Raw genomic sequence first — 18,491 nt, forward strand, 5'->3', positions numbered from 1 at the left:
TTTAAAATAGTGGAGTATTAATAGATTTGCTGTCTAAATTAAAGAAGCAATCTATAGTGAAAAATTCACTAGAATCTAAGTTCCTCCTTTTCACCTAGATAGATTATTCTTTGTGGTACTTTCTTACCGAAATTTGGAAATGTATTGACCTCCGTCGTGTAAGCGTTTTAGAATTGTGGTATATATTTGGTTTCATGTGACTGGATCATACTAGGCATGGAAAACAGAACGAGATTATTCTCGGTTGTTTTCCATGCCTTTTTGTTTTCTAGCAAACAACCAAAATATAGAAAAGAGAAAAGGAGGATTACATAAAACATAGGCTAAAAATTTCAATAGAAAGAAGGGAAGATTTTTGAAAACCAAGTTTTGGCTCAATTTATCCATCATTTTTACAATGTTGTTTTCAACCGTAATGACCATGAGCACATTTACTGCAGCAGCACAGGAGGGTTCACCTATGGAATATGAAATATACCCTTTACCTCAAGACATAACCTACCATGAAGGATCGCTTACATTAGACAAAGCCATCCAAGTCATCTATGACCACACCATCGATTCCGTCACAAGAAAAAAAGCAGAAACAATTTTTACAGAAAATGGCTATTCTGTTCCAGTCATAGGGACTGAGCCAGCTGATGATAAAATAAATATTTTAGTAGGAACAAAAGGCTCAAATGGCCCGGTAGATTCCTTTGCAGCTGCAAATGTAAATAGCGAAGGCAGCGATTTTTCAAAAATTGATGCCTACCAATTAGACATTCAAGAGAATACCATTACGATACTAGGTAAAGACACAGACGCCAGCTTTTATGGCGTGGTAACGTTAAACGCGATCCTGGCACAAGCCCCTAATAAGGCTGTCCGGTATTTAACCATTAACGACTATGCCAATACAGAAATTAGAGGTTTTATTGAAGGATACTATGGAATTCCATGGAGCAATGAGGATCGGATGTCACTTATGGAGTTTGCCGGTCAATTTAAAGCGACTTCCTATGTCTTTGCACCAAAGGACGACCCGTATCATAGAGAAAAATGGGGAGAGCCTTATCCAGCAGACATGTTAGCCGAAATTGGCAAAATGGCACAAGTAGGAAATGAGACGAAAACTCGTTTTGTTTGGACAATCTCCCCATTAGGAGAAGTCGCTCATATCGCCAGAACACAAGGCCAACAAGCTGCCATGGAGTTGCTTCCGGAAAATACCGAAAAAATGCTGGCAAAATTTGATCAATTATATGATGTGGGGGTACGCCAATTCGGTGTTTTAGGGGATGACGTTGGAAATCTGCCTCTTGATTATGTGGTCCAATTGATGAATGCTGTATCCCAATGGGCTGATGAAAAAGGCGATGTCTATGATATTCTTTACTGTCCGGCAAGCTATAATTCCAGCTGGGCGTGGAATGCTGCGGAGTTGAATGCCTATGAAAAGGGCTTCGATGAAAATATACAAATTTTCTGGACTGGTTCGACAACCTGTGCCCCGATTGTCCAGTCGACCATTGATACATTTAAGAATAGAAGTAACAATGGAGTCACAAGACGCGATCCATTATTCTGGCTCAACTGGCCAGTCAATGATGTCGATATGTCACGTGTGTTTTTAGGAAAAGGAGAAATGCTCCAAACTGGCATTGAAAATCTCTCTGGTGCTGTGACAAACCCGATGCAGGAGGCTGAAGCTTCAAAAATCGCCATTTTTGCAGTTGCCGATTATGCGTGGAATACAGAAAAGTTTGATGCAGATAAAAGCTGGGAGGATAGTTTTGACTATATCGAACCAGACGCAGCAGAAGAACTTCATACCTTAGCCAAACATATGTCTGATGCGGATCCAAACGGTTTACGTCTATCAGAGAGTGAGGATATTAAGAGTTTGTTAGATTCCATTACATCTAAAGTGAATAATGCGGAATCATTAAAAGATGAGGCACCAGAAGCAATTGCCCAGTTGCAAATTATCGCCGATGCCGCAAATGGATTTTTAGCAAAAACAAAGAATGAAAAGTTAAAGGAAGAGTTAGTGCCATTTGTCAAAGCGTTAAGAGACATGGTATTAGCTGACATCGAGTTTATTAAAACAGACCTAGCCATTGAGAATGGAAATAAATCAGATACCTGGAATCACTTTGCAAAAGCAACGGCGCTGCGCCAGCAAAGCTTAAACTATGATCGTCCATTATTAAGCGGCACGATGAAAGCAAAACCAGCTAAAAAGAGACTGCAGCCATTTACCGATAACTTAGAGGCTAAAATCTCACCAAAGGTTGCACAACTGCTAGATCTTCAAATGGAAGAAACAACAGCTAGTATCTTTACGAATGTCGAAGAATATAAAAATGTACCGCTAACAGAAAACAAAACAACAACCTCAATCACTGCTGCAGGTTCCATTACGTTAAACAAAGGTGAATACCTAGGCGTAAAATTAGGCAGAGTCAAGGATGTAGTGGACATTGAAGCCCCGACAGTTAAAGGATTAACAGCAGAAACATCTTTAAACGGGATTAAGTGGGAAAAGGTAAGTAGTGAGGATGCTCCAGCTGATGCCAGATATATAAGACTGTTAAATAAACAAGCAAAACCCGTAGAGTTTACATTAGACCATCTAGCTGTAACATCCTTTGAGGTTGAACCTAAATCTGTTAAAGAAACAAATTATACCAGTGTTGAAAACCCTCTTGCCCTCTTTGATGGTGATTTTAATACACCTGGATGGTTTAAGAATAGTCAAACAGCTGGTAAGTATATTACCTATGATATGGGACAAGAAATTACACTTAATAGTCTAAAAGCAGTAATTAATGAAGGCGAGCATGATTTTCCAAGACATGCTATTATTGAGGCTTCATTAGATGGTAACGAATGGACGACCGTCATGACCTTTGGCAGTCAGGATGGTCCAAACGAGGGTGAAGCTGCAAATGCAGACCTGGCCGAAGCGATATTTGACCAGCACGAAGCCCCTTACCGAGCAAAAGAAGTCAGAGATTTAGATCAAAAGATTAAGTACTTAAGATTTAAGATGACAAGAACAAAGGTCGGTTCTGATAAGTGGGTGCGGATGCAGGAATTGGTCATCAACGATGGCGAGTATTACCCTGAAGTCAATAATCCCACGATATCAACCACTGCAGCAAATACAACCGGTAATACCAAGGATTATCTGATTGATGGCAGCCTTAATACGAAATTCAAACCAGCCGGAACAGAAGCTGGTGAAATTCTCTACCATATTGGGGAAGCAGAAAAGACAGTAACAGGAATTACGATTTTAGAAGATCCAAACAACGTATCAGGCAGTGAAGTTTCTGTACGAACTGAAACAGGTTGGAGAAAGCTTGGTACCATTGATACTGGCTATCAATTTTTCCCAACGGATCATATCCCGCCCGTGTTAGACCTAAAGATTGAATGGGTGGAAGGAAAAACCCCAGCCATTTATGACATAAAAGTGGATAAAAACTAAGCCTTTCAGTAAAAAACCGCTTGGATAACTTAATCCCAAGCGGTTTTATCTATGTTACTATTTTGATTCTGTGAGCATTGCACCGTATACTGCCCCCAAAAGGTTAGCATTTTGGCGATAATCACATGCAATGATTTCTGGTTTAATTTTAGCAAGATCCACCTTTGCTAAAATATGATCCAGTTTCTCGTTGATTCCATCAATCAGATCGTCCCTTGCACTGATTCCACCACCGATGACGATTACTTCAGGATCATAAATATACTGCAAATTATAAATCCCTACGGCCAATAAACGATAGAATCGATCGATCGCTTGGATACAATCTATATCTCCTGAATCAGCCAGCTGAAAGATCTGTTCACCTGAAATAGACTCCACATCGATTTGTTTTCTTTTCGCAACCTCTTTCACTAGTGCAGCGGTTGAAGCCACCCTGCTCCATACATCATTGCTATCTTGGATATCACTAGTTAACAGCATATAACCAAATTCGCCGCCATGGAGATGGGTCCCTTTATGCAACTGGCCGTTTTTAAACACTGAGCCGCCAATTCCCGTTCCAATCACCATAACAAGCACATCTTTTTTGCCCTTAGCTGCGCCATTCCAAATCTCAGCATATCCCGCACAATTAGCGTCATTTTCTAGGTAAACCGGCAGTGAAGTAAGCTCTTTAACTAAATTTTTGATATTTGGGCCATGTAAATAACGGATGGCACTTGAACCATAAATCACACCTTCTTCCGAAACGGCTCCTGGTGCACTGATTGCAATCCCGTTAACATCGTAATACGTTTCTGTAAGATTCTTAATAATCGATAGCAGTTCGTCTAATGTTTTAGGTGTTTTTACTTTATTATTCTCTAGAATTTCAGCACTTTCAGTAACTAATCCGTACTTAATAAATGTTCCGCCAATATCCAAAGCTAAATATTTTCTCATCTTAAAAACGCCCCTAGGTCGCATACGTTTTATTTATATATATTGTCATCCTGTGCATCGAATTGTTTGGTTTCGATGACTTGTTTTAACCAATAAGCAGATTTTTTGAGAGCACGGTTTCGGTTTTCTTCTAGGTAAATTTCTACCAATCCATATCGATTCTTAAAGGCATTCATCGGAGACACATTGTCACTGAAGGCCCAAAGCATATAACCTGTACAATTGGAGCCCTCTTCCACACCCTTTAGTAACCACTTTAAATGTTCACTAATAAATTCAATCCGGTAATCATCCTGGATTATGCCTTCTTCATTTTTAAATCGGTATTCATTTTCAACACCCATCCCATTTTCGGCAATAAACCATTCGATATTTCCGTACTCTTCTTTCATTCGCATCGCAATATCATACATCACCTGAGGATAGATTTCCCAGCCGCGGTGTGGATTCATCTTTCTGCCTGGTAAATCAAAGCTTTCATAATAATAAGCAGGATGGAAAGGTGTCTCTTCATTCCATGCCGTTGAACGAGCTTTTACTCGGTATGGGAAGTAGATATTCAATCCTACATAATCGACAGTGTTCTCTTTTATAATTTGCAATTCTTCATCCGTTGCTTCAAAAGCAATATCATGTTTATTCATTAGTTCCATCAATTCTGCAGGGAATTCCCCTTTGATCGAAGGATCTAAGAAAATTCTGTTGTAAAATAAATCAAAGATGCGGGCAGCTTTTTGATCATGTTCAGCCGATGAGCGTGCATAGGCTACCTCTGGATTGATAATGTTACCAATCTTTGCTCCATATTTATCTTTTAAGCCCATTTGTTTAAATAAACGAATAACTTTAGCGGTTGCTAAGCTTTTATTAAAATTCCATTGCATCCACTTTTGTGTATTTTGTTCGAATGGATAACGAATCGCATCTAAGTAGACACGCGTTTGAATCACAATCGGCTCATTAAAAGTAAACCAATGCTTCACGCGATCACCATAACGTTCAAACACTTTTTCCGCATATTTAACGAATAGATCAACGACATGCTTGGATCCCCAGCCGCCATACTTCTTAAATAAAACAGAAGGAAGTTCGTAGTGTTCTAGACAAATCATTGGCTCCACGTTATTCTTGATTAACTCATTGATCATATCATCTATATAACTAGCATATTCCTCATCTACCACAGCATTTTCATAATCTAGTAAAAAACGTGACCAGTTAATAGACGTCCTAAAGTTTTGTAAACCGATTTGTTTCATATAGCCAATATCTTCTTTATATCTATTTTTAAAATCAGTCGCTACAGCAGGACCATATCCATTATGCCAAACATTCTTATTCTCTTTATACCACAGGTCGAGAAAGGAGTCCTGTGTCTCTTTTTTTCCAGACCATCCCTCCGTTTGCCAAGCAGACACCGCTGCTCCAAGGAAAAAGTCCTTCGGTACATTCATTGTCTTTTGCATCCTACTTACCTCCGGTTCCATAAGAATCTCTTATGATTGATTGATATTATTTGCTGTTATATTTCTATACTTTGTTGGCGTATAGCCAGTGAATTTTTTAAAAACATCCACAAAATACTTATATTCTCGATAGCCGACCTTTTCAGCAATTTCATTTACATTAAAAGGTGTTTCTTCAAGAAGCTGTTTTGCTTCCTCAACACGCATAGTATTTATATAGTCATTAAAGCTCTTGCCCGTTTTTTGTTTAAATAGTGAGCTGAAATAATTAGGGGAAATATTAATGACATCCGCCACCTCATGTGCCTTGATAGGTGACGCATAATAGGACCTAATATATTGTTCAGCCCTCTCGATCAGCCAGTCGCTGCCCTTTGGATTATAATCCGATGATTCACTTACTGGACTGACAATAAACCCTTGTTTACTATAAGGAAGATATCGAGTATCTTCATATAATCTCTGATAAACCTCATACAGCTGACCGATTGTTATTTCGGTATCATTAAAAACACAATATAACTCTGGAAAACTTAAGTTTTCAGGAGTAGGAGCAGGCTGATAATTTGTTACACAAGTAAGTAATACGTTTTTACTTGTAAACACGGATACACTTTCATATCCCTGACTCATTAAGGAGTTTTCCACAAGATTTTCCCAATCCGTTTTCAAGCCATGCAATATTTCTTCAGATAAATCTTTTGTTTTGTTGTTATACTCTTTTAACATCGTAACAAAGGGGTATATACGAACATTCGTAAATAAACCCGTGAAGTTCGGAATGGTTTCTGGTACATCGAGTACTTGATGAAGAATCGTATTTTTTAAATTCGTTTGATAAGTATGGTGCGCGGCTTTTCGTTCCTCTTGTAAGGTACTCGTGATTTTCGTGATGACCCGTAAAAGCTCGTCAACATCTACCGGCTTCAATAAGTAATCCTTTACACCTAATTGAATTGCCTGTTGAGCATATTTAAAATCGTCGTACCCACTTATGATAATCGTCCGAATATCAGGGTAGTTCTCATGAATGAAGGCAGCCAATTTCAAGCCATCTACATTCGGCATTCTGACATCGGTTAACACTAAATCTATATCATGATGATCCTTAAGCTTTTGAATAGCCTCTGCCCCGTTGTACGCAAGACCCACGACTTCCACCATATATTCATCCCATGGAATCGTCTGCTGCAAGCCGCGACAAATAATCGGTTCATCATCAACAATTAGCATTTTAAAGGACATATTACTCACCTGTCTCATTTGAAATTAGATTACGATTACCACTTTCAGATAGTGGAAGCTTTAAGCGAATCCATGTACCCACATCAGCCTCTAACAGTTCGAATTTTGCCTCTTCCCCAAAGGCAAGTTCTAAGCGGTCGATAAGGTTATGAATGGCATAACCACCTTTCCGATTAGGGTCCTCTTCCTGTTTCTCATCCGGAAATCCCCAGCCATTGTCGATGACATCCATCCAAATTTCCTTCTCCACCTTAAACATTCGAATCCGAATAACGCCTTGTCGAGGCAAATCATCAAAACCATGAAGAATACTATTTTCTACTAAAGGCTGTAAAATTTGCTTAATGATATAGACATCTTTTATTTGATCATCATAAAAAATACTATAATTCAAACGATTGCCAATCCTGCTCTTTTGTAACTCCAAGTAATTTTGAATATATTGAATTTCTTCCTCTGCCTTTACCCACATCTTTCCCATGTTTAAATTCATCCGAAAAATTTTGGATAAACGTTCAATTAACTGCCCAGTTTCCATTGCCTTTTCTAGACGTGAAGTCCAACGAATCATATCCAGGGTATTGTATAAAAAGTGTGGGTCAATCTGGCTTTGAAGAGCCTTCAATTCCGATTCGCGCTGCTTGATCTTTAACTTATATTCTTGATTAATATAATTCTGTATCGTAGTGACCATCTGGTTAAATCGGAGTCCTAATTTTCCAATCTCGTCTTGTGATGAGATTGGAACATGCGCTGTAAAATCCCCTTCTCCAAGTTGCTTGGTTTGCTTCGTCAGTTCCACAATCCTTCGGATAAAAGATTGATAAAATCCCATAAAAGCAATTGCTCCAAGCACTAATAAAAGAAAAAACATAAAAACAAACAAGCTGCGGACATTATATAAACTCTTAACCACTTCTCCTTCATTCACTATCGCAATCGAAACCCAATTAGTTCCTGCGATTGCCTTTTTAACAATTAAATAGTCACCTTGTTTTGCCTTGGCTTTCAATGTTCTACTCTTGCTGTTGACAATCCAATCCGTTATTTTAAGATCAGGAAAGGGCGTCCCAGCTAATGAAGGATCCTGGTGCAGGACTACTTCTCCTTTTTTGTTCAATACAAAATAATCACCAGTTTGGTTTATCGTATTATTTTCAATTGTCTTATATAGTTTAGTTTCGTCTAATCGAATTCTTACCATCCCGATAGGTTGGTTAATATGGTTAATATCATTAATCACCCTTGTTAAACTAACGACTTTCTTTGTATTTTCCCCATTTTCAATTACCTGATAGGTATTGCTCCAATAAGGACCGCCCTCTAAATCTTTGGCACCTTGATTCAACCTAACTTCATCACCTATTACATGGCTGCCTATCTCTAAAACATGTCCATCGTTCGCGATTAAAGAAATAGAATCAATATAGCTGTGACTCATAAGCTGGAAGGTAAAATAACCCCGAATCCCTTCAACGGCATCTTTATACTCTCTTTGATTGATATCTTCCTCCGCAGCCGTAAAAAACGTTCGGAAGTTTTCTTCATAAATCATATAAGAAGACATATTCTCTATCCCACGGATGATGGCTGTTACGTTATCTTCATTTTTTTCTAGGTTTCTAACTGTATTGTTTTCAGCCTGCTGCTTAAAAACGGACGTGGTTTGATAGTAGATAATACAGCCAATAATCAAGGTTGGTAAGGTAATCAAAAGTAAAAACACGGTAACAAATTTGTTTTTTAATCCCCAATTTCGGAACATTGCACATCAGCCTTTTAATTTTATTACCATTTAGTTTATCCTTTTACTGCTCCGGCTGTCATACCATTGACAATTTCTTTTTCTAGGAATAAATAGAAAAGGATAATAGGGATCATAGACATTGTTAATCCTGCCATCTGTGCTCCATAATTAACGGTAAACTGACCCGCAAAACTTGCAAGACCTAACGGCAATGTTTGAAGGGCTGGATCATTCAGTAATACGAGAGCAAATGAGAACTCGTTCCAGTTATAAATAAAGTTCAAAATAATAACGGTAGCAAGCGCAGGACGGGACATCGGCAAAATAATTGACCAGAAAATCCGGAAAATTCCACAGCCATCGATAATAGCTGATTCTTCGATATCCTTTGGAAAAGCCTTCATAAAACTTGTTAGGATAAAAATCGTAATCGGTAAATGGAAGGCAATGTACGGAAATAACAAGGTAATAGGAATATTCAGTAATCCTAAATTTTTCAATAAAATAAACATGGGAACAAGAGTAGCGTGTATCGGAATTAACATCCCGAAAATAAAGAAGGTATACAAGGCATTCTTAAACTTAAACTCTATTCTTGCAAGAAAATAGGAAGCTAATGCACCGATTAACACAGTAAGAATAGTTGCAAGTAAACATATAAAAATACTATTTTTAAAGAGAACCCCTAAATTAGCGGTACCCCATGCTTCTATATAATTATCAATAACCAAAGTCTTTGGTAAACCAAATTGATTAACCGCAAATTCTTTTTCTGACTTAAAAGAGTTGATTATCATCCAAATAATAGGATAAACATTGATCACCGAAAAAATGATCAAGACTGCATATATGAGGGTATTTTTTACACTCATTTTCCTTGTGCTTTGATGCAGCGGCAATTCAGATTGTGTTGTTTTCTTAATCGTCGTTTCCATTCTGTGCCCCTCCCCATCAAATAAATTTTTGGCCAAGAACTTTTTTTACAATTCCAATCATTATGAGACTGAAGAAGAAAATAAATACGGATATCGCACTGCCGTAACCATATTGCAGATTCGAAAATGTCTCATTGAACATATACAACGCCATAACGTCTGTAGAATGAGATGGTCCGCCATGTGTCATAACATAAATTAAATCAAACGTTCTTAAACTACCGGAAATACACAATATAATCGCAACAATAATGGTATCCCAAATCATAGGGATGGTTATTTTCCAGGTTGTTACCCATTCTGAAGCACCATCCATCTTTGCCGCTTCCATTACTTCTTCCGGTATGTTTTGCAAGGCTGCAAGAAAAATAATTAAATAGAGCCCGACGAATTGCCAGATTACAGTAATACACACTGCCACCATAGACCACTTTGTATCTCCTAACCAGTTTTGTGCCAAAAAGTCTAAGCCGACAGCCCTTAAAATTTCGTTAATCATGCCATCCTTCGTATTATATATGAGGCTCCATGTAAGCGAGATCACGACCGTTGATAAGACAACTGGAAGGAACCCAATAGTTCTAAAAATCTTTAAGCCCTTGATTTTTCGATTTAATAAAAGAGCTATAAATAAAGCAATCGGAATCTGTCCAAATACTGAGGCGATTACAACAAAAATGTTATTGCCTACTGAATTCCAAAATAATGCATCTTGAAAAAGATTCTCAAAGTTTTGCAGACCGATAAATTCCATTTCCGAAAAACCATCCCATTCCATAAAGGAATAATAAAACGATTGGATAATCGGATAGATAGCAAAAACGGTATAAATCAAAAATGCCGGCAGTAAACCGATAATAAGAGCGGCTTTACTTTTCCCAGTTAGTTGCATATTTATCTCCCCTATGAAATGACAGGTTGCCTTTATTCAGGCAACCTGTATTTTAAAAGATTATTTCTTTCCTTGTTCGTTTTCCTTCTGCATGTCTTCAGCTAATTCCTTAGGTGTCTTTTCACCGATAGTGATAGATTGTAAGCCATTGTTAATCATGTCTGTTAACTCAGGTGTTAACGTTGCATCATAAACTGGTGCTAAACCACCTTGTGCAAATCCGTTAGCTGTTTTGTAAATTTCAGGAATGCTATCGTCCAATTCTACTTGTACTGGAACAACGATATTAGACTTAGCTAATCCTTGGTACAACTCATCACCATAAAAGTACTCTAAAAATTTAAATGCTGCTTCTTTCTTCTTACCAGATAATTCAGCATTAAGAGCGATACCGCCGCCAGCTGCACCAGAAATTTTTTCTGTATCTCCTTCGCCGCTAAAGCTTGGGAATGGAGCAACGCCGATATTATCGATATTTTCTACACCTTCTAAGATTGGTCCGATAGCCCAAGAACCTGCGAAGTGCATAGCAGCTTCTCCACTATTAAATAATGTTCTAGATTGTGCTTCGTCAATTGTATTAAAATCTTCGTTAAATGCCTTAAGGTTTGCTAATTCCTCAACTACTGATAACGCCTTCACAAAGTTCTCATCCGTAAAAGAGCCTTTTCCGCTTAACGTGTTTGGTAAGAACTCACTGCCTGTAAAACGATCTGCAATCGTTGAGACATAAACAGACTGTAAAGGCCAAATCGATTTATTACCTAATGCAATTGGCGTTACTTTTTGGTCATTTAAAGCCTTTATTAATTCTTTTAACTCATCATATGTTTTTGGAAATTCTTCAAATCCTGCTTTTTTCACAGCATCTTTATGATAGTAAATCAAGCTAGTTTCACTAATGTTTGCTGGAATCGCGTACTGCTTTCCGTCGACTGCATAATCTTTCAAGATACCCTCTGGAATTTTCCCTTCCCAAGTATCAAGGATATCATTTAAAGGAAGTAACGCTTTTCCTTCAACTAGAGGCGCAATACGTGCACCAGGCCATACGCGGAACATATCCGGTAATTGCTTTCCTGCTGCTTGTGTTCTTAGCTTTGTTTCATATTGATCATGTGGAATACTTTCAATTTTAACGTGGATACTATCTTTGTTTTCTTCATTGAATTTAGCAATGATATCTTTATAAACCTTATATTCCGGACGATTTTCAGTCCAATCATTCCAAACTGTAAGTTCTGTGACTTTACCGTCTCCAGATGCCTTCTCTTCTCCACCGCTGCATGCAGTTAAAGTTAGTAATAACAAGCTTAAGACTAATAGGCCTAGCTTCTTCATTGTGGTTCCCCCTTTAATAAAATCAAACGCTTACAATTACTAATTGTAAAGGTTTTCATTTTTTTCACTATCCGAAAAAATTTAAAAAACATCCGATAATTTACGCTCTTTTTAAATAAACATTTTTTAGATACATAAATAGTATTCTTCCATAAAAAAAAGACGATTCGATGTCGAATCGTCTTTTTTTATTATATTACTTTTTGAATTTGATCCTGTTCTTGTTTTCCTCGTTTATGGTACCCCTTACCATAATAAAAGGCAGTTAAGATCCCTAGCCAAAGCGGTCCAACGATTAAAGCAATTCTTGTATCTGGGAAGACTGCCATTAATCCAACTACTAGAAGTAAGAATGCTAATGAAAAGTAAGATGTGAATGGGAATAATGGCATCTTATATTTTAAGCCTCTCAATTGATTAGCTGTTAATCCCTTCCGATACTTGATTTGAGATAATAAAATCATCGACCATGTCCAAATTGCACCAAACGTTGAGATCGCTGTTACCCATGTAAATACTTTTGCCGGTACTAAATAGTTAAGAACAACACCCACTAACAGTGCACCCGCTGTTACTAACACGGCTTTACTAGGAACACCATTCTTGTTTAATTTACCTAATCCCTTTGGTGCCTCATCATTTTCAGCTAAGTTAAATAGCATCCGTGCTGTACTAAAGATTCCTCCGTTACACGATGAAAGCGCAGCGGTCAAGACAACAAAGTTAATAATTCCGGCTGCAGCAGGAATTCCAAGCTTATCAAAGGTCAAAACGAACGGACTGCCTTGCGCTCCGATTTCCGTCCAAGGATAAATTGACATAATCACAAACAAGGCACCTACATAGAAAATAAGAATTCGCCAGAAAACAGTATCAATCGCTCTAGATAATGTTTTTTCCGGATTCTTTACTTCCCCGGCCGTAATCCCAATCATCTCAATTCCTAAGAAAGCAAACATAACCATTTGTAAGGACATTAACACCCCAGTGATCCCATTTGGAAGAATTCCACCGTTCTCCCAAAGATTGCTGATACCAGTAGCGATACCGCCATTACCAATTCCCAAAGCAATCATTCCAAGACCACTCACAATCATGAAGATGATTGTAATAATCTTAATTAACGCAAACCAAAATTCAAGTTCTCCATATGCTTTTACATTCAGGAAATTGACAGAAGCCATGATCACTAATGCTGCCAGTGCCCAAATCCAGCGAGGTACTTCTGGGAACCAATACTCCATGTAGATTCCTGCTGCGGTAATCTCAGCCATACAAGTTACAACCCATAAGAACCAATAATTCCATCCTGTTAGGAAACCAGGCAAGGCGCCTAAATAATCGCGGGCATATTGACTAAAGGATCCTGCAACTGGCTTCTGAATCGCCATCTCACCAAGTGCCCTCATAATAAAGAACATAATCATACCGGCAAATGCATAACCGAGAATAATACCAGGTCCCGCAAGCTTAATAGCAGTTGCTGACCCTAGAAACAGACCTACCCCAATGGCAGCTCCTAAGGACATTAGCGTAATATGTCTTTCTTCTAAACCTCTTTGTAATTGATTTGGATTTTTTTGCATAGTCTGCCCCCTATTTTAGTTTAAATCTCCTATTTCCCTTTTACAGTAAAAAAGATACAATATTATTCGAATAAAACCTACTGTTTATATTTAAATAATATCCCCCTATTCTTTTTTAAAATGATAGCGTTTCCAATGACTTGCAGAATAATAAAAGCGAAAACTTCGTGAAATTAATATAACATATCTGTGAACATTTTATATTGTGGAATAAAGACAAATCTATTAAAAGAATATTGTTTTAAATAACAAATACGTTACAAAGTGCACAATCTCATTGATAGAGGTGTTATAGATGACAAATGATCCGTTTCGAGCAAGCTTTGATAGTTTAGAAGAATTTGCAGATATGGTAAGTGATGTTTTACATTGTCCGATAACGATAGAAGATGCAAACCATCGTCTCCTTGCCTACAGTACCCATGATGATCGAACCGACCCGGCACGGATTGCCACGATTATCGGCCGCCGTGTACCGGAAAGAGTGATTAATTCCTTATGGAAGGAAGGGGTCATTCCTTCCTTGTTAAACAGCCGTGAGCCTGTAAGGGTTAAGACTGTGGATGAAATTGGACTAGGAAATAGAGTTGCCGTATCCATTTGGAAGAACGATGAAGTCCTCGGCTTCATTTGGGCATTAGAGATTGAAAAAACTTTAGGCGAAGAAGAAATGGTCTGTTTAAAGCGAGCGGCGGACGCAACTAAGAATAAACTTATTCAACTGCAGAACCGAAAAAATAAAAAAGAAGAGCAATTTCAAGAATTTTTTTGGCAGCTGTTAACGAGTCATCTTTCTTCCAATGAAGAAATTACTAGTAAGTTTCATGCTTTGCAAATTTCACCGCCCTCATTATTCTCGGTTGCCGTCTTTCAATTTTCAAAGGAATTAGAAAGAGAAGATGAAAAGCATATAGCCTACTTATTAAAAACCATTCAACTGCCAAAAATTTTATTGCACACGATTGACCATCAACAATTAATCTTGTTTATTTCTCTAGATGAAATTGATCAGCCAGTGAATAAACTAAATTCATTTTGTGAGCTGTTTGTTGCCAAAATGAAGGAACGATTTGGAATTGAGTCAATCGTCCAGGGCTATAGCAGTGTCTATTGCGATTTAGGAAAAGTGGAAAAAGCGCACAAAGAAGCTCGAACTGTACTATCAGTAAAGAGAAAATTTCCTAGTGAAGCAACAAATATCCATGGCTACCAAAGCTTAGGAATCTATAAGTATATTGATGTATTGATAGAAAAGGCCGGTACAGACCAGAACGAAAACTATTCTCTGAGAAGGCTTCAAGAATATGATAAAAAAAACAACACCGATCTCGTTGAAACATTGGAAGTTTTTTTAAACAAAGACAGCAATGTCCACGAAGCCTCAAATCAATTAAATGTACACACAAACACACTAAATTACCGGCTCAAACGTATATCAGAAATTGGTGAAATTAACTTAAAAGATCCAAACCAAAAAATAACCCTCTACTTAGACCTAAAAATCGAAAAGTTCAAATAGGAAAAGCAGGTGCCTGTCCCCTCAGCAGAGGTGACAGGCACCTGCTTTTTGAAAATTTCAACAAAACTAATTTTTGTTTTTTGCTATGTAAGACTTATCATCTTTTGCTTTTATATCAAGGAATTTGTGAACGCTTTGTGTAAATCCACAAATAGAATCATATTATTTCTGCTTTCTAAACAAAGAAAAAAAGTTTTGAAAGGATTATTCTAAAGTCAGAAAAAATCACTAAAGACTTCTAAGGGGGATTACGATAATGATTATTGGCGTAGTGAAAGAAATTAAAAACAATGAAAACCGTGTGGCACTTACTCCAGCAGGGGTGGTTTCATTTGTACAAGCTGGACATAAAGTATTAGTTGAAAAGGGGGCTGGAATTGGAAGCGGTTTCGCGGATGCAGATTACGCTCAAGCTGGTGCTGAATTGATTGAATTAGCAGCTGATGTTTGGAATAAGTTTGAAATGATTATGAAAGTGAAGGAACCACTTGAAAGTGAATACAAATATTTCCGTCCAGGTTTAGTATTATTTACGTACCTCCATTTAGCAGCAGAACCTGCATTAGCACAAGCATTAAAAGATAGCGGTGTGATTGCGATTGCTTACGAAACTGTATCTGTTAACCGTACGCTTCCGCTTCTTACACCAATGAGTGAAGTGGCTGGCCGTATGTCTGCACAAATTGGTGCACAATTTTTACAGAAATTCAATGGCGGTAAAGGGATCCTGCTAGCAGGTGTTCCAGGGGTAAGCCGTGGTAAGGTTGCCATTATTGGCGGTGGTATTGTCGGAACAAACGCTGCAAAAATGGCAATTGGTTTAGGAGCAGATGTAACCATTATTGACTTAAGCGCAGATCGTCTTCGTTACTTAGATGACGTTTTCGGAAACCAAATTAAAACATTAATTTCAAATCCATTCAACATTGCTGAAGCAGTGAAAGAAGCTGACTTAGTAATTGGTGCAGTATTAATCCCAGGGGCAAAAGCTCCTAAGCTGGTAACAGAAGAAATGGTTAAAACGATGAAGCCTGGCTCTGTTATCGTTGACGTTGCAATTGACCAAGGCGGAAGCGTTGAAACCATTGACCACGTAACCACTCACGACAACCCAACATTTGAAAAACATGGTGTCGTTCACTATTCCGTTGCCAACATGCCTGGAGCGGTTCCAAGAACATCTACTATGGCTCTTACAAATGCGACTGTTCCATATGCATTACAAATTGCGAACAAGGGTGTTGTGAAGGCGATCTCTGAAAATCCAGCATTAAAGCTTGGAGTGAACGTAGCAAACGGCGACATTACCTACGAGGCGGTAGCAAAAGACCTTAACTATGAATATGTACCAGTGGAAAAAGCATTGGAAAAAGAAATCGTATTGAACTAACCCATCTTGGTACCCTCAAGTTTATCTTGGGGGTTTTTTCATAGGAATATAGGGAGGGAGAATGGTGAATCTACAGAGTTATCGAGATACATGGGCTGAGGTATCCTTAGGCGCCATCAAGCATAATATCAATCAATTTAAAAAATATATTGGAGCTTCCGTGAACTTGATGGCGGTGGTAAAAGCAGATGGTTACGGTCATGGAGCAGTTCCGGCTGCAAGAGCAGCAGTAGAAGCTGGTGCAGATTATCTGGCAGTGGCCATCTTGGATGAAGCAATTGAACTACGCGAGGCTGGAATAACCGAGCCCATTCTTGTTCTAGGATATACTCCCATCCGCTCCATTCGGCAGGCGATAATTGCCGGGGTTGATTTAACCGTTTTTAGTGAGGACGTACTAAACGAAATTATTTTTCAGTCCGAGGTTTTTCAAAAAACGGTATCCATCCATTTAAAAATCGATACGGGAATGACAAGAATAGGTGTACAGACCCGAGAAGAAGCACTGGATTTAGCAATAAAAGCGTTAATGTCACCATTTGTCACGCTAAAAGGCATTTTCACTCACTTCGCTAACGCTGATAGTGAGGATCCATCCTATACATTACAGCAATTTGAACGATTTCGTTCTTTTATCTCTTTTATAAATGACAACGGAATTTCTATCCCGTTAAAGCATTGTTGTAATACCGCTGGGACAATGAATTTTCCTGAAATGCACCTGGATATGGTCCGTGTCGGAATTGGATTATACGGTCTGTATCCTGACATATCTTTAAAGAAACATCCCATTTCACTTCTGCAAGCCATGACGCTTAAAACGAAAATTGCTCGACTTAAAAAAACAGCCAAGTCGCAGCCAGTTAGCTATGGATGCACCTTTACCCCTTCAAGTGAAAGGGTCATTGCCACCCTTCCGATCGGATATGCAGATGGACTCTCAAGACACCTTTCCAACTGCGGGCAATTTCTCTTACAGGGACAAAAGGTAATAGTGGCGGGACGTGTATGTATGGACCAAACGATGATCGATGTTACCAACGTACCCTTCTGTCAGCAAGGAGATGAAGTGATTATTTTTGGAGGAAATGACAACGCGTTTCAATCGATTGATGAAATTGCACTTCTTATGGGGACGATTAACTATGAGGTTGTCTGTTTGATTGGGAAGCGGGTTCCGCGGATTTATACTGTCTTAGGTAATGAAATTCACGATCAAGTCCTGCAATCCACTGGCTATAGATAATTCATGAAAAACAGGTCACACCAACTTTGATGTGACCTGTTTTAATCTATAATTCTATCTTTGAAACAGGTAAGAATAGCTTAATCCCACGCTTATTAAACGGCAATATTTTTAGGTCGGCCAGTAAGTGACTGATGTATCCCCCAAGACAGGCATAGAAAACGCCGTCGATTCCAAGTGATACCTCTAGTTTTGAAGCGATGATCCCAAAGAAAATGACACCCAAGATGGAATGTGTATAGCTGCGATGCGAGGTAATAGACGCAATGATGACATACACCCCCAGCAGAATTAACCATACTTCCGACAACGATATTCCCCCGATTAGGACACCTATTCCTGTAATGGTTAACATATGCTTTTGTTTGATGAGTGACGAGACAATCATAATCACCAAACCGCTCCCAATACCAAACCATTTATCCACTGCTTTTCCCTCATAAAAACTATAAAAAACCATTAAGACTCCAATTAATAATGCGGTCAACCGAATTACCTTATGGGATAAAGTAATTTTGCCGCGAAGCTTTCCATCAATATCTAAATCAGGCATTAAACCCGAAACCGCTCCAAGTCCAACGAGAATGATAGTCTCAGTGGGAGAGGAATGAAAGGTGTTGGCAGCGATAAATCCTGTTGCGGCTCCAATGGCTGTATGTGCGGTACCATTCAATGTTAATTCCACCTCTATTTATGTTGTT

The 18,491-nt window shown here is 38.4% G+C and carries 13 protein-coding genes; 4 read left to right on the plus strand and 9 right to left on the minus strand.

Annotated elements, in window-relative coordinates:
• Window positions 1-355: 355 nt before the first annotated feature.
• The gene (locus tag ACY3XC_RS17265) at window positions 356-3,478 is read left to right on the plus strand and encodes a beta-N-acetylglucosaminidase domain-containing protein (RefSeq protein WP_464869647.1); all 3,123 of its coding nucleotides are present in this window, start codon (window positions 356-358) and stop codon (window positions 3,476-3,478) included.
• A gap of 57 nt (window positions 3,479-3,535) precedes the next feature.
• Here the strand turns inward: ACY3XC_RS17265 and ACY3XC_RS17270 are convergent, their stop codons facing one another.
• From ACY3XC_RS17270 to ACY3XC_RS17305, 8 genes are all read right to left on the minus strand, one after another.
• Window positions 3,536-4,423, minus strand: a complete 888-nt coding sequence (locus ACY3XC_RS17270) for an ROK family protein (RefSeq protein WP_464869648.1) — start codon at window positions 4,421-4,423, stop codon at window positions 3,536-3,538.
• Between the two features lie 29 nt (window positions 4,424-4,452).
• Complete coding sequence (locus ACY3XC_RS17275) at window positions 4,453-5,889, minus strand: glycoside hydrolase family 1 protein (RefSeq protein ID WP_464869649.1); 1,437 nt, start codon at window positions 5,887-5,889, stop codon at window positions 4,453-4,455.
• Between the two features lie 30 nt (window positions 5,890-5,919).
• The gene (locus ACY3XC_RS17280; RefSeq protein ID WP_464869650.1) at window positions 5,920-7,134 is read right to left on the minus strand and encodes a response regulator transcription factor; all 1,215 of its coding nucleotides are present in this window, start codon (window positions 7,132-7,134) and stop codon (window positions 5,920-5,922) included.
• A 1-nt stretch (window position 7,135) separates the two neighbouring features.
• A complete protein-coding gene (locus ACY3XC_RS17285; protein WP_464869651.1) occupies window positions 7,136-8,899 on the minus strand; it encodes a cache domain-containing sensor histidine kinase in 1,764 nt (587 codons plus the stop codon).
• Between the two features lie 35 nt (window positions 8,900-8,934).
• The gene (locus ACY3XC_RS17290; RefSeq protein ID WP_464869777.1) at window positions 8,935-9,753 is read right to left on the minus strand and encodes a carbohydrate ABC transporter permease; all 819 of its coding nucleotides are present in this window, start codon (window positions 9,751-9,753) and stop codon (window positions 8,935-8,937) included.
• A 79-nt stretch (window positions 9,754-9,832) separates the two neighbouring features.
• A complete protein-coding gene (locus ACY3XC_RS17295) occupies window positions 9,833-10,708 on the minus strand; it encodes a carbohydrate ABC transporter permease (protein WP_464869652.1) in 876 nt (291 codons plus the stop codon).
• 60 nt (window positions 10,709-10,768) lie between these two features.
• Entirely contained in the window at window positions 10,769-12,049 is a 1,281-nt protein-coding gene (locus ACY3XC_RS17300) for an extracellular solute-binding protein (protein WP_464869653.1), read from the minus strand.
• A gap of 191 nt (window positions 12,050-12,240) precedes the next feature.
• Window positions 12,241-13,635, minus strand: a complete 1,395-nt coding sequence (locus ACY3XC_RS17305) for an amino acid permease (protein WP_464869654.1) — start codon at window positions 13,633-13,635, stop codon at window positions 12,241-12,243.
• 295 nt (window positions 13,636-13,930) lie between these two features.
• Here ACY3XC_RS17305 and ACY3XC_RS17310 point away from each other — a divergent pair, with 295 nt between their 5' ends.
• The 3 genes from ACY3XC_RS17310 to alr all read left to right on the plus strand — a co-directional run bounded on the left by ACY3XC_RS17310 (window position 13,931) and on the right by alr (window position 17,790).
• Window positions 13,931-15,154 (plus strand): PucR family transcriptional regulator, encoded by a 1,224-nt coding sequence (locus tag ACY3XC_RS17310; RefSeq protein WP_464869655.1) that lies wholly within the window; start codon window positions 13,931-13,933, stop codon window positions 15,152-15,154.
• 256 nt (window positions 15,155-15,410) lie between these two features.
• Window positions 15,411-16,544: an alanine dehydrogenase gene (gene ald, locus ACY3XC_RS17315; protein ID WP_464869656.1), complete on the plus strand. Its 1,134-nt coding sequence runs from the start codon at window positions 15,411-15,413 to the stop codon at window positions 16,542-16,544.
• Between the two features lie 61 nt (window positions 16,545-16,605).
• Window positions 16,606-17,790, plus strand: coding sequence for an alanine racemase (alr, locus tag ACY3XC_RS17320; protein WP_464869657.1), 1,185 nt, complete (start codon window positions 16,606-16,608; stop codon window positions 17,788-17,790).
• Between the two features lie 46 nt (window positions 17,791-17,836).
• On the opposite strand, the gene ACY3XC_RS17325 is transcribed toward alr, so the two are convergent.
• Window positions 17,837-18,463 (minus strand): metal-dependent hydrolase, encoded by a 627-nt coding sequence (locus ACY3XC_RS17325; protein WP_464869658.1) that lies wholly within the window; start codon window positions 18,461-18,463, stop codon window positions 17,837-17,839.
• Between the last annotated feature and the right edge of the window lie 28 nt (window positions 18,464-18,491).

It is taken from the genome of Bacillus sp. CZDM1, from assembly GCF_055502545.1.

Excerpts from the sequence above, each read along its gene's own strand:
- ACY3XC_RS17270 (WP_464869648.1), bottom strand. The coding sequence starts at position 4,423 with ATGAGAAAATATTTAGCTTTGGATATTGGCGGAACATTTATTAAGTAC.
- ACY3XC_RS17275 (WP_464869649.1), bottom strand. The coding sequence starts at position 5,889 with ATGCAAAAGACAATGAATGTACCGAAGGACTTTTTCCTTGGAGCAGCG.
- ACY3XC_RS17280 (WP_464869650.1), bottom strand. The coding sequence starts at position 7,134 with ATGTCCTTTAAAATGCTAATTGTTGATGATGAACCGATTATTTGTCGC.
- ACY3XC_RS17285 (WP_464869651.1), bottom strand. The coding sequence starts at position 8,899 with ATGTTCCGAAATTGGGGATTAAAAAACAAATTTGTTACCGTGTTTTTA.
- ACY3XC_RS17290 (WP_464869777.1), bottom strand. The coding sequence starts at position 9,753 with ATGAGTGTAAAAAATACCCTCATATATGCAGTCTTGATCATTTTTTCG.
- ACY3XC_RS17295 (WP_464869652.1), bottom strand. The coding sequence starts at position 10,708 with ATGCAACTAACTGGGAAAAGTAAAGCCGCTCTTATTATCGGTTTACTG.
- ACY3XC_RS17300 (WP_464869653.1), bottom strand. The coding sequence starts at position 12,049 with ATGAAGAAGCTAGGCCTATTAGTCTTAAGCTTGTTATTACTAACTTTA.
- ACY3XC_RS17305 (WP_464869654.1), bottom strand. The coding sequence starts at position 13,635 with ATGCAAAAAAATCCAAATCAATTACAAAGAGGTTTAGAAGAAAGACAT.
- ACY3XC_RS17310 (WP_464869655.1), top strand. The coding sequence starts at position 13,931 with ATGACAAATGATCCGTTTCGAGCAAGCTTTGATAGTTTAGAAGAATTT.
- ald (WP_464869656.1), top strand. The coding sequence starts at position 15,411 with ATGATTATTGGCGTAGTGAAAGAAATTAAAAACAATGAAAACCGTGTG.
- alr (WP_464869657.1), top strand. The coding sequence starts at position 16,606 with ATGGTGAATCTACAGAGTTATCGAGATACATGGGCTGAGGTATCCTTA.